Origin of the sequence: Dactylosporangium cerinum (assembly GCF_042653625.1) — a bacterium.
In the GTDB taxonomy this organism is placed as follows: Bacteria; Actinomycetota; Actinomycetes; order Mycobacteriales; family Micromonosporaceae; genus Dactylosporangium; species Dactylosporangium cerinum.
On the sequence record NZ_JBHSIU010000054.1, the window covers coordinates 180,968 to 192,842 of the forward strand.

The 11,875-nt window shown below is 72.0% G+C and carries 12 protein-coding genes; 7 read left to right on the plus strand and 5 right to left on the minus strand.

Annotated features, from left to right (window positions below):
• Window positions 1-54 precede the first annotated feature (54 nt).
• Window positions 55-3,168, minus strand: a complete 3,114-nt coding sequence (locus ACFPIJ_RS38745; protein WP_380122994.1) for an ATP-binding protein — start codon at window positions 3,166-3,168, stop codon at window positions 55-57.
• 132 nt (window positions 3,169-3,300) lie between these two features.
• Here ACFPIJ_RS38745 and ACFPIJ_RS38750 point away from each other — a divergent pair, with 132 nt between their 5' ends.
• On the plus strand, window positions 3,301-4,512 hold the full coding sequence (locus tag ACFPIJ_RS38750; RefSeq protein ID WP_380122996.1) for an FAD-binding oxidoreductase: 1,212 nt from the start codon (window positions 3,301-3,303) through the stop codon (window positions 4,510-4,512).
• Between the two features lie 112 nt (window positions 4,513-4,624).
• Here the strand turns inward: ACFPIJ_RS38750 and ACFPIJ_RS38755 are convergent, their stop codons facing one another.
• The gene (locus ACFPIJ_RS38755) at window positions 4,625-4,834 is read right to left on the minus strand and encodes a hypothetical protein (protein WP_380122998.1); all 210 of its coding nucleotides are present in this window, start codon (window positions 4,832-4,834) and stop codon (window positions 4,625-4,627) included.
• 100 nt (window positions 4,835-4,934) lie between these two features.
• Here ACFPIJ_RS38755 and ACFPIJ_RS38760 point away from each other — a divergent pair, with 100 nt between their 5' ends.
• From ACFPIJ_RS38760 to ACFPIJ_RS38770, 3 genes are read left to right on the plus strand one after another with little or no spacing between them, the layout of a single operon-like run.
• A complete protein-coding gene (locus ACFPIJ_RS38760; RefSeq protein ID WP_380123000.1) occupies window positions 4,935-5,240 on the plus strand; it encodes a helix-turn-helix domain-containing protein in 306 nt (101 codons plus the stop codon).
• Window positions 5,228-5,569 (plus strand): hypothetical protein, encoded by a 342-nt coding sequence (locus tag ACFPIJ_RS38765; RefSeq protein WP_380123002.1) that lies wholly within the window; start codon window positions 5,228-5,230, stop codon window positions 5,567-5,569. Before ACFPIJ_RS38760 ends, ACFPIJ_RS38765 begins: the two co-directional genes overlap by 13 nt.
• A gap of 13 nt (window positions 5,570-5,582) precedes the next feature.
• Window positions 5,583-6,143, plus strand: coding sequence for an HD domain-containing protein (locus tag ACFPIJ_RS38770; RefSeq protein ID WP_380123003.1), 561 nt, complete (start codon window positions 5,583-5,585; stop codon window positions 6,141-6,143).
• Between the two features lie 13 nt (window positions 6,144-6,156).
• Here ACFPIJ_RS38770 and ACFPIJ_RS38775 read toward each other — a convergent pair whose 3' ends face one another.
• Window positions 6,157-6,891: an AAA family ATPase gene (locus ACFPIJ_RS38775; protein ID WP_380123005.1), complete on the minus strand. Its 735-nt coding sequence runs from the start codon at window positions 6,889-6,891 to the stop codon at window positions 6,157-6,159.
• A 263-nt stretch (window positions 6,892-7,154) separates the two neighbouring features.
• Between ACFPIJ_RS38775 and ACFPIJ_RS38780 the strand changes: the two genes are divergently transcribed.
• Complete coding sequence (locus ACFPIJ_RS38780) at window positions 7,155-8,507, plus strand: lamin tail domain-containing protein (RefSeq protein ID WP_380123007.1); 1,353 nt, start codon at window positions 7,155-7,157, stop codon at window positions 8,505-8,507.
• A gap of 2 nt (window positions 8,508-8,509) precedes the next feature.
• Here the strand turns inward: ACFPIJ_RS38780 and ACFPIJ_RS38785 are convergent, their stop codons facing one another.
• Window positions 8,510-9,154 carry a hypothetical protein gene (locus ACFPIJ_RS38785; protein ID WP_380123009.1) on the minus strand — a complete coding sequence of 215 codons (645 nt, stop codon included), beginning with the start codon at window positions 9,152-9,154 and terminating at the stop codon, window positions 8,510-8,512.
• 44 nt (window positions 9,155-9,198) lie between these two features.
• Window positions 9,199-9,939 (minus strand): FadR/GntR family transcriptional regulator, encoded by a 741-nt coding sequence (locus tag ACFPIJ_RS38790; RefSeq protein WP_380123010.1) that lies wholly within the window; start codon window positions 9,937-9,939, stop codon window positions 9,199-9,201.
• 139 nt (window positions 9,940-10,078) lie between these two features.
• Between ACFPIJ_RS38790 and ACFPIJ_RS38795 the strand changes: the two genes are divergently transcribed.
• Window positions 10,079-10,597, plus strand: a complete 519-nt coding sequence (locus tag ACFPIJ_RS38795; protein WP_380123012.1) for a flavin reductase family protein — start codon at window positions 10,079-10,081, stop codon at window positions 10,595-10,597.
• Between the two features lie 41 nt (window positions 10,598-10,638).
• Window positions 10,639-11,853 (plus strand): acyl-CoA dehydrogenase family protein, encoded by a 1,215-nt coding sequence (locus ACFPIJ_RS38800; protein WP_380123014.1) that lies wholly within the window; start codon window positions 10,639-10,641, stop codon window positions 11,851-11,853.
• Window positions 11,854-11,875 lie beyond the last annotated feature (22 nt).

Genomic DNA, 11,875 nt, shown 5'->3' on the forward strand with positions numbered 1-11,875 from the left:
CGCCCGCCGATGGTACCTACCGCCCCTGTTCGAGGAGTTCCCTCAGGGTGAAGGTCACCGGTCCTCCGAATCGAGTTCGGCGAGCAGCTGTCCGGCCCGGCGCGCGAACAGGTGGGACCCGCACGCGGTGGCTCGGGTGTACGCCTGCTCGGCGGCCGCTCGGACCGCGGCGGCGGGTTCGCCGTTCGCCTGCGACAGGTGGGCCCGGATGAGCAGCAGCAGTCCTTCGGCGTACCGCTGGCCGTACTCCCACAGCGCCCGGTCGGCGGCGTCGAGCGCGGCCGCCGCCCGCTCCGGCCGCCCGGCGGACAGCCACATCTGCGCGATCAGGCCGTATTGGTAGGCGATGCCCCACTGCGGCGGGTCGAGCAGGTGGGCGACCAGAAGTTCCTCGGCCTCGGCGGCGGCACCGGCCGGATCGTCGCCGGTGAGGGCCCGCGCCCAGCACCAGTACTGCCGGATGTAGTGGTCCATCTGGGAGCGGGGCCGTTCCAGGGCGGCCGCGGCCCACCGTTCACCGGCGCGCCGGGCCAGGACGGCGTCACCGGCCATCGAGGCGATCATCGTGGTGTAGTAGACCCAGGCCGAGACCGCGTACGGATCGCCCGGGGTGTCCCAGGTGTCGACCAGTGCCAGTGCCGTCTCGACGTCGCCGTGCAGCGCCGTCGTCACGGCCCGCCACCCGGGCCCTCCCCCGACAATGCCGTCGCGCCGCAGCGGTGTCTCCTGGTCAGGTGCGACCGCAGCGCCGTCCTCCTCGATGAATGACCGGTACGCCTCGCCGATGTTCCCGATGTCCCACTGATGCAGGCCCCACGCCCGCCGGCCGTACCGCTGGACGGTCGGATCGGCGGACGCCTGACCCAGCTCGCGCATCCGGCGGGCGAGCTGCCCGCGGTGCTGCTCGATCGACGTGAAGGCGCCCATCAGGCGGATGAAGAGGAAGTCGGCCGCCTCCGCCTCCCGGCCCAGGGCGCGGCCCAGGTATTCCGCCCGGTCCAGCAGGCCGAACGTCGAGGCGTCGTAGCCGGCGTGCCGACGCACGACGACCGCGAGCAGCGTGAGAGCGTCCAGCTCCAATTGCGGCAGGCCCGCCGTGCGGGCGACTCGCACGGCCGAACGCAGCTGCCTGTCGGCGGACTCGAACGCGAGCTTGTTCGCGGCGCGGCGCCCGGCGCGGATCAGCGCCTGCGCGGTGCGGCCGGGATCGGCGAGCGGGCCGGCCGCCCACAGGTGATAGGCGAGGCGTTCGGCGACGCTCTCGTCATCGGCGTGGATCTGCTCGAGCGCGTCGGCGACCCGAAGATGCAGCCGGACGGCCTGCTGTTGCCCCGTGGTCTCGGAGACGGATTCCCGGACCAGGTCATGGGCGAACCGCAACGACGACGGATCGTCCGGCCCGGATTCCAGGAGTCCGAGCGCCTGCAGCGGCTCGAGACTGTCCACGCACTCCGCGACCTGCACACCGCCGGCACGCGACAGCAGCCGCAGGTCGACGTCGCGGCCGATGAGCGCGGCGAGATGCAACAGGTCGCGGGCACGGTCGTCGAGGCCGGCCATCCGGTCACGCACGACGTCGCGCACGGTGGACGGAACGCGGGCCGACGCGGTGTCGCCGCCGCTCAGCGCGCCCGCCTCGCTCAACAGCCGGGACAGCTCCCGGACGAAGAACGGGTTCCCGGCGGTGCGGACGTGGACGGCCCGGGCGACACCGTCACCCGGATCGAGGCCGGTCTCCTGGCGGATCAGGTCGGACACGTCGCCCAGCCCGAGCGGGCCGAGCCGGAACCGGCGATGGCCGGGCAGCCGGCTGGCCGCGGCCAGCACCTGCGAGAGCTCGGAACTTGGCGCGGGCGCACGGTCCCTGAGCGCGCCGATGATCGCGGCACCGTTCGGCAACCGCACCGCCAGGTGGGCGAACAGCTGCAGCGACGCCGCGTCGGCCCACTGGAGGTCGTCGAGGATCAGCAGCATCGGCCGTTGCGCCGAGGCCTGCTCGACCAGCGCCACGACCTGCTCGAACAACCGGAACCGGGCGTTGCCGTCGGGAACCGCCCGGGTGGCGCTTCCCGGATGCAGCAGGACCCCGAGTTCGCCGTCCAGCCACCGCTGCCGCGCCGGCCCGGGCAGACCCGCGACGATGCGGCCCAGCGCCTGCTCCCAGGGCCACATCGACGGCGTCCCGTCACCCTCCAGGCAAGCGCCCCAGACGACAAGCGCATTGCGGCGGCCCGCCACGGTGGCCGCCTCCTCCAGAAGGCGCGTCTTGCCGGCCCCCGGTTCGCCTTCGACGATGCCGATCGCGGTGCGGCCGGCGATCGCACTGTCCACCGTGCGCCGCAACACGGTCAGCTCCTCGACCCGGCCGACCAGGACGGGCGCCGCCGTCGCCGGTGCCCGGTCATCGTCGCCCGCCGCCGGCGCCTGCTCCAGCACCCGCCGGTGTGCGCCCTCCAGCGCCGGGCCAGGATCGATGCCGAGCTCGTCGGCGAGGCGTTCGCGGACCCCGCGGAACACCGACAGTGCCTCCGCCTGGCGCCCGGCGGCGCCGAGCACACCGACGAGACCGGCCTGCACGGGCTCGTGGAACGGCGCCATCGACGCGGCCAGCTGCAGCGCTGGAAGCACCCGCTCCGGCCGGCCCGCCCGAACGGCCAGCTCGGCGGCTGCCGCGCACGCGTCGTAGAACTCGTCGTCGAGCGCGGCGAAGACCGTGGCCGCGCCGGTCCCGTCGGCGATCCCGTTCCCGGCCGGGCCATGCCAGCACCGCAGCGCCTCGGCGTAGTGATCGAGCGCCAGCTCCGGATGCCGGGCCACGGCCGCTCCGGCCGCATCGACGTGCTCCCGGAAGGCTACGAGGTCCAGTGTGCCCGGACCCGCGGTGAACAGGTACGCGTTGCCGCGACGATGCAGAAACGAACCGGCACTGCGGGCGGGGAGCGCCGGCTCCAGGACACGTCGTAAAGCCCCGACGTACTTCTGGACGACGTTGAGGGCGCTGGCGGGGACGTCATCGCCCCAGATCAGATCGATCAGTTCGCTCGTGCTGGTCGGCCGCCCGACCCGGGCCAGCAGCAGCGCCAGCAGCACTGCCTGCTGCCGCGGGCCTGCGTCGACCTCGGCGCCACCGCGCCACAGCCGCAGTGGGCCGAGCACCCGCAGGGACACCGTGGAGCGGTCTGCGGGGACTGAAGGGACCTGCACAGCCAATGTCTCGACCCCGAACGGATGTCTTTGTCCGACAGGACTCTACCTCGCCTCACCCTGTCACCCATCCGGTTGCCTGCCTATTGTTGATCGATGGTGCTTCCCCGCTTCGCCGGTATCCGGCCCGTTCTCCTTGCCCCGTGCGGTGGTCCGGACGATGTGGCCGCCGCCCTGGAGAAGGCTCGGGAGGGTGGGCTCGCGGTGGCGGTGCGCAGCGGCGGGCACTGTTTCGCCGGGCGGTCCAGCGGCACCGGGGTGGTGATCGACGTCAGCCCGATGGCCGGGGTCGAGGTCGACGGCGATCGGGCGGTCATCGGTGCGGGCACCCGCCTCGCCGGGGTGTACGACGCGCTCGCCGCGCACGGCCGGACCATCCCGGCGGGCTGCGGCCCGACCGTCGGCATCGCCGGGCTGGCGCTGGGCGGCGGGCTCGGCATCCTCGGCCGCCGGCACGGGCTGACCTGCGACAGTCTCCTGGCCGCCACCCTCGTCCTGGCCGACGGCCGGACGATCGAGGCCGACGACGAGTTGCTGTGGCTGCTGCGGGGCGGCGGCGCACCGGGCGTGGTGGCGTCGCTGACGTTCCGGACCGTGCCGGCGCCCGACTCGACCGCGTTCCGGCTCACGTTCCCGGCCGCGGCCGCGACCCACGTCCTCGACGCGTGGCAGCAGGCCCTGCCGTCCCTCGACGACGCGGTCGCGGCGAGCCTGGTCGTCACCGCCCCGCCGGATCCCGCGGCGCCGCTCGTGGTGGCGGTGTTCGGCGCCGTGCCCCATCCGGCCGCGGTCGACGACCTGATCCGGCGGCTCGACCTGGCGCCCCTGACCGACGACCGGCGCCACGGCACCCATCGGGAGACGAAACGGTGGCTGGCCGGCGACGACGCGCCGGACGAGCGCTTCGCCTATCCGCACTCGGAGTACTTCCGTGGCACGGTGCCGTCGGCGGACCTGATGCACCTGCTCGCCGCGGACCGCGTCCCGGGCGAGGAACGCGAGCTGGACTTCTCACCGTGGGGCGGGGCGTACAACCGGGTCGCCGCCGACGCGACCGCCTTCCCGCACCGCGACGCGCGCTTCCTGCTCAAGCAGACGGCGACGGTGCCGGCGGCGCAGCGGCCCGGTGGTTGGCTGGACGCGTCGTTCGCGCTCACCCGGCCGTTCGGCACCGGCGGCACGTATCCGAACTTTCCCGAGCCCGGGCTGCCCGACGAGGCGTACTACCTCGGCAACACCGGCCGGGTGCGGCAGCTGCGGGCGCGCTACGACCCGTCAGGCGTGTTCGCGGCTCAGCCGAGCAGTTGACGCAGGTACCGGTCGAGGATCGTTGTGGGTCACACCAGCGCGGCCAGCGCTTGCCGCACGGCGTCGGCGCGGTCGATCGAGATGAGGATGTCGCAGTTGTGCAGCGGCTCTGTCAGGTGCCAGGGCTGTCCTCGACGAGCTCCAGCAATACCAGCTCGATGTGCTCGTCAGAGCCGTCCGGGTCCGCGACCTTGCTGAGGTACAGCCCTACTGCCGGGTCGCTGGTCTTCACCACGACAGGCTCGGAACGGTGCAGTTCATCACCGTTGGGTGCGTAGGCCGTGCAGGCGGCACGGACGCACCAGACCGGATGGGCGTTCATCGCTGCTCCTTCATCGAGGCATCTCTACGACCGCGTTGCTCGTCGATCACACGAGGCTACGATCGGGTGACAGTGCGCGGAACTGACCATCAGTGCGGGTATGCCGCAGAGCGAGCGGATGATCCGGGAGAACGTCATGGCACGCGGGCAACCAACGCTGACCGGCAGTCAGGGTTCGCGGGCGATCGGCCCGGTGTCGGGCTTCGTGTTGAAGCTCGCACGGCAGTCGACAGCGTTGACGCAGGAGAAGCTCGCCGTGGCGCTCGGCGTCGACGTCAGCACCGTCCAAGGCTGGGAGTCCGGGCGGCGTCCGTTGTCGGCCGTCAGCGCGGGAGACTTCCTTCGGCTCTGTGGTCGGCTGTCGCGGCTCACATGGCCGACGGGTCGGGGGAAGTGGCGAACCTGAACTACTGGGCCTACTGGCTCGGCGAATTGAGCGATGAGCAGACCAGCGACGCCTTCATGCTGGATGCCGATACACAATCGTGGACGGGTGTCCGCCTGCTGCAGCATCTCGTACGCCGTCTGGAGGCTCAGTCGCCTCACCTGCCTTTGAACATCTGCACGACGCACGCCTTGGTCGCCTCTCGTCCGTCGTTGCTGAGCAGTTGTCCAGCCACGCGCACCGGGCTGGGCATGGTGCTCGATAAGCTCGGTGCCGCCGGAGCGTTGGGCCGCGCCGAGCGCGATCAGCTCGCCGGTCTGCAGTACGCCGTGCGCATCGCCGGCCGGTAGAGAGGACACGGACATGCCGTCTGATGCCGAAGCGCTCGCCGCCTTCGGGTACGAGCTCGGGCTGCTGAAGCGCATCCGACGTGCCGGTTGGTGGCACGCCGGTGTGCGGGACCCCGAGTCGGTGGCTGAGCACACGATGCGGGCGGCGCAACTGGCTGCGATCATCGCGGCGGAGGAAGGTGCAGACCCGGCTCGGGCCGCCTTTCTCGCGTTGTGGCACGACAGTCAGGAGACCCGGACCGGCGACCTGCCGCACACCGCCTCCGCCTACCTGGGCAAGCCGGACCCGCGTGGGATCACCGCCGATCAGACGGAACATCTTCCCGGCTCCAGCCGCGACGTGATCCGTGGTGCGGTGGACGAGTACGAGTCACGACAGACCCTGGAAGCGTTGTGCGCGAAGGACGCGGACAAGCTCGAAATGCTGCTACAGGCCATCGAGTACCGCGACATCGGCGTGCATCGCGTTGGCGGCTGGATCGAGTCGGCGCGCAACGACCTCAAGACCGAGACCGCGCGACGGGTGGCGGAGGCGGCGATCCACCTCTCGCCGCTGTCCTGGCGCGACCGTTAGCGCACCGTTCGGTTCACTGGAGCAGTTGACGCAGGTACCGGTCGGGGCGGTCGAGGAACGCGCGGAAGTGGTCGACGACGGCGAGGTCGGACCATGCCGTCCGGCGGATGCCGTGCTCGCCGAGCTCGAGCACCGACGCGGCCGGTAGCGCGGTCAGCACCGGGGAGTGGGTGGCCACCACGATCTGCGCGCCGGCGTCGGCCAGGGCGGCCAGGCGGGCCATGAGGCTGAGCGTGGAGGTGAACGACAGGGCCGCCTCGGGCTCGTCGAGCAGGTAGAAGCCGGGCCGGGTGAACTTGCGTTCCAGCAGCGCCAGGAAGCCCTCGCCGTGGCTGCGGTCGTGCAGGTCCGTGTCGCGCGACCTCGGCAGTTCCTCCAGGTACGTGTACAGGCCGTGGGTCGTCTCGGCCCGCAGGTAGTACGCGTCGCCGCGGCCGCCGGGGGTCCGCACCAGCCGCAGCGCCGCGCCCAGCGGGGACTCGGTGGGCCGGGTGCGGTGCATCGCGCCGCGCGAGCCGCCTTCTGGGTTGAGCCCGTACGCCTGGGCGAGGCCCTCGATCAGCGTGGACTTGCCGGAGCCGTTCTCCCCGACGAGGAACGTGACGCCGGCTGGCAGGTCGAGCCCCGCGTCCAGCACCGTGCGGACCGCCGGAATGCGCGCCCACCAGGCGTCCGCGTCCCACTCGGCGCCCGGGTCCCGCTCGACGCGCCGCACCGGGCGGCTGGCCTGCCTGTTGCGCGCGTCCACGCCGAAGAACACTACCGCCACACGCAGTGGAAGCGACGGGGCCGTGCACCGCACGACCTTCGACCCCGCCGGCCTGACGATCGCCGACCGATTTGAACAATGCGGCGACGAGGGGCAGTTCGTCTGCCCGTGACGGTCAGCGGATCCGGACCACCGGCGCGTCCCGCGATTGGTGAACGGTGTTCGTGGTGTGTTCAACCGGCCGACGTCACCGTCCGGCAGGCTACGGCACCCAACGCCCATCAATGTCTGGAGCGACCTTCGTGCGTATCCGTCCGTCCCTCATGGCCGGCCTCGCCGCCGTGCTGACCGTCCCGCTGTTGACCCTGGCTGTCCCGGCCGCGCACGCGGCGGGCACCGGAGTGCGGATCAACGAGGTCGAGTCCAGCGGCGGCAGCCCCGGGGACTGGGTCGAGCTGACCAACACCGGCACCGCCACGGTCAGCCTCGCCGGCTGGGTGGTCAAGGACAACGACGACGACCACGCGTTCGTCATCGGCAGTGGCGTGAACCTCGCGCCCGGTGGGTACGTCGCCGTCGACGTCGAGAGTGCGTACGGCCTCGGCAGTGCCGACAGCGTCCGCCTGTACGAGCCCGGTGGCGCGCTCGCCGACTCGTACTCCTGGTCGAGCCATGCGAGCAGCACGTACGGGCGCTGCCCGAACGGCACCGGCGGTTTCGTGGCCACGACGGGTGCCACGAAGAGCGCTCCGAACGCGTGCCCGCCGCCGCCCCCGGTCGCCTGGCCCGGCGGGTCGGCGGTCGCCACCGCCGACGCCAGTAACGCCTTCGGCGAGAACCTCAGCGGCCTGTCGTTCGAGTCCACGTCCGTCGTCTGGGCCGTGCGCAACGGCGCCGGCACGCTGTACCGGCTGACGCCGAGCGGATCGACGTGGCAGAAGGCCGCCACGTACACGCTGCGCTACGCCAACGGCAGCGGCGACCCGGACGCCGAAGGGGTCGTCGTCACCCCGGACGGCATCATGGTGGCGACCGAACGGGACAACGCCAAGAGCGGCACGAGCCTGCAGAAGATCCTGCGGTACAGCCCGTCCGGCAGCACCGTGAGCGCGACCGCCGAGTGGAACCTCACGGCCGACCTGCCGGGCGCCGCCGCGAACACTGGCCTCGAGGCCATCACGTGGGTGCCGGACACGGCGCTCGTCGCGGCCGGCTTCCGCGACGAGCACACGGGCGGCAGCTACTCGCCGGCGTCGTACGCCAACCACGGCACCGGCCTGTACCTCGTAGGCGCGGAGGCCACCGGGACCGTCTATGCCTACGCGCTGAACCTGACCGGCACCGGCTACACCCGCGTCGCCGCGTTCCCGTCCGGGCTGGCCGCGGTCATGGACCTCGAGTACGAGCCGTCGACCGGCCGCCTCTGGGCCACCTGCGACGACACCTGCTCCGGCCGCTCCACCACGCTGACCGTCGGCGCGCAGGGCCGCTTCACCGTGACCGCCGCGTACAACCGGCCGTCGGGCATGTCAAATTACAACAACGAAGGCCTCGCGTTCAGCCCGGTGTGTTCCGGTGGCACGAAGCAGGTCCTGTGGGCCGACGACAGCAACGACAGCGGCCACGCGCTGCGCTCGGGCACACTGTCCTGCTGATGTCAGTAGGGTTCGCCGGCCGCGAGCCGGCGAACCTCCGGGTCGGGGTGGGCCAGCAGCTTCGCCAGGGTGCCGGCGATACGGTCCCGATCGACGTTGAGCTCGGTGACGAGACCGTAGATGGCGTAGCCGCGCACGTCCTCGTCCTCGTCACCGGTCAGCAGCTCCAGCGCGGCGACAGCGGCGTCCTCGGGCGCCTCGGGGTCGGCGAGCACGGGCAGGTTCGCCGCGACGTGGAACCGGACGGCGTCGTCGGGGTGGCCGGCCAGCCGGATCAGGTCGGGTAGGGCCTCCGCGACCAGGTTGTAGCCGATCGCGGACACGACCCAGGCCAGCACGGTGACGTCCTCTTCGCGCGCGAGGAGGTCCCGCAGGACGGGCGCGTTGTCCCGGCGCAGGTCGGCCGCGGCAGGGTCGTTCCGGCCGACCTCGCGCAGCACTCGGACGCCGAGCTCCCGCCGCTCCGGGTCGCTGTCGCGGGTGAGCGCCCAAGCGGTCTCGAAGACCTCAGGCGTCGGCCGCTGGTGCAACGCGACCAGATGGTCCCAGTGCCATTCGGGGTCGTCGGCCCGGATTTCGGCCTCGGCGCGCTCGAACAGCTCGGCCGTCGAGAGCATCGAGAGCTCTGACGGAGATGGTGGCGTCACAGGCGCCATCGTGCCGCACGCAAAGGGTGCCGCGCACGCGGGATTTACGAGGTGTGCGCGGTCATGTTGTGCTCGTGGATGAGGGCGATGGCGCGTGGTTCGTCCCGGGCGTCGATGGCGTCGACGAGGGCGGCGTGCAGGTCGTAGCGGCTCTGGATGTACTCCGGGAGTGGCTCGTCGCCGAAGGGCTGCACCGACAGGGTGTGTGACTCGATGATTTCGAGCAGGCTCAGGTAGAACGAGCGCAGCATGGCGTTGGGGCTGACGTCGGCGATGCGGGCGTGCAGGGCCCAGTTGGCGTGGATGAAGGCGATGCCGTCGAGGTCCGCGGCGGCGGTGCGCATGCGGTCCAGCTCGGCGCGCATGGCGGTCACGTCGGAGGGGGCGGCGTGGCGCAGGGCATCCTCGACGAGGAGCGGGTCGAGGGCGTCGCGGAGGCGGACGGCGTCGGCGACGGAGGCGGCGTCCTTGTCGAGGGCGAGCACGGAGTTGCCGAGGCGCACGAGCGGCGACTGCCGGGTCGCGAACAGTCCTCCGGTGCGGCCGGGTCGCACGTCGACCACGCCGCGGGCCTGCACGAGGCGCAGCGCCTCATTGAAGGTGCCGACCGACACGCCGCAGTGCACCCGCAGCTCCTCCTTGGTGCCGAGGCGGGCGCCCGGCTCGGCGGCGGCGGCGAGCGCGGCGAGCTGCTCGGCGGCCTGTTCGGGGCGCCGCAGCGCGACCGTGGCGGCGGTGGGCAGCTCCCAGTCGGCGCGGCGCAGCGCGGGCGGGTCGGCGACCATCCATACCTCCGGAAACGCTGAAAGGAACCGCTGAGAGCTCGTGGAAAAAAACTAGCATGCTGATTTAGCGGAGAACTCTTGACGCGTGCCAGCGTCCACACCCAAGCTGAGCTAAACCAGCATGGTGATTGGAGCGGTCATGCGGGATCAGGACTTCCGGGACCTCATGGCCGGCGTGTGCGCGCCGGTCACCGTGGTCACCACCGCCGACGGCGACGGGCCGCACGGGGCCACGGTCAGCTCGTTCGCGTCGCTGTCGCTGCGGCCGCCGCTGGTCACGGTGGCGCTGGACCGCAGGTCCGCCCTGCTCGCACGGATCCTCGGCAGCCGCCGCTTCGGGGTCAACGTGCTCGGCTCGGCCGACGACGACCTGGCGCTGCTGTTCGCCCGCCGCGACCAGGACCGCTTCGGCACCGTCGGGTGGAGCCCGTCGCACGGGCTGCCGCGGCTGGACAGCACCGCCGGTTGGGCGGTCTGCGACCTGCGGCAGGTCGTCGAGGGCGGTGACCACCTGCTGCTGATGGGCCTGGTCACCCACGCCGAGCCGAGCCACCGGTCGCCGCTGGTCTACGGGCACCGCACCTTCGGCACCCACTCCCGCTTCGCCGAGCGCCCCCGCACCCCGATCGCCGACACGATCGCCGCGTTCGCGCGCTGAACCACACCCCGCACCACAAACACCCCGAAAAGGAGTCACCGATGACTGCTGTCCACAGCACCCCCGTGCGCACCGATGAGGCACCCAGCGCCGCCGAGCTCGTGGCCCGGGTGCGGGAGCTGCACCCGCTGCTCAAGCGCAACGCCGCCGCCGGTGAGCAGGACCGCCGGGTCGTCGAGGAGAGCATCCAGGCGCTCACCGACGCCGGCCTGTTCAAGATCGCCACGCCGAAGCGGTACGGCGGCTACGAGACCTCGCTGCGCACGATGCTCGACGTCTCCGCCGCGGTCGCCGAGGCCGACGGCGGCACCGCGTGGGTCCTGACCCTGACCAACGTCTGCAACTGGCTCGCCTCGCTGTTCCCGCAGCAGGCCCAGGACGAGATCTTCGGCGCCGACCCGGACGCGAAGGTCTCCGGGGTCCTGGCACCCACCGCCACCACGCAGAAGGTCGACGGCGGCTGGCGGGTGACCGGCAAGTGGTACTACAACTCCGGCTCCTGGCACGCTACCTGGGCCGGGCTCGGCATCCCCATCACCGACGAGACAGGCGCCGTCGTCAACCAGGGCCTCGCCCTCATCCCCCGGACCGACCTGGGCCTGGAGGACACCTGGTTCGTCGCCGGGATGAAGTCCTCGGGCAGCAACTGCCTGGTCGCCGAGGACGTGTTCGTCCCCGAGCACCGGGTCATGCTGGTGCCGCCGGCCATCACCGGCACCTACGCCAGTGAGCACCTGGACACCGAGAGTTTCTACCGGTCCGCGCTGGTGCCGGTCCTCGCACTGGTCCTGGTCGGCCCGCAGCTGGGCCTGGGCCGGGCGGCCCTGGACTACGTGATCAGCAAGGCGGCGAAGAAGCCGATCTCGTACACGTTCTTCACCGCGCAGACCGAGTCGGTCGGTTTCCAGCTGCAGATCGCCGAGGCCGCCCGGCTGATCGACAGCGCGCACCTGCACGCGTACCGCGCCGCCGCCGACGTCGACGAGGCCGCCGCGCGGGGCATCTACCCGGACTTCGCGGCCCGCGCCCGGGTCCGCTCGGACACCGGCTACGTCGCGGAGTGCATCACCAAGGCCATCGACATCCTGCTGTCCGCGCACGGCGCCGGCTCGTTCGCCGACGTCAACCCGCTGCAGCGGATCTGGCGCGACTCGGCCACCGCCGCGCGGCACGCCGTCGTGTCCCCGCAGGTCAGCTACGAGGTGTACGGCAAGGCCCTGCTCGGGGTCGACGACACCATCACCCCGCTGGTCTGACCCCCCCTGAACAGGAGAGCTC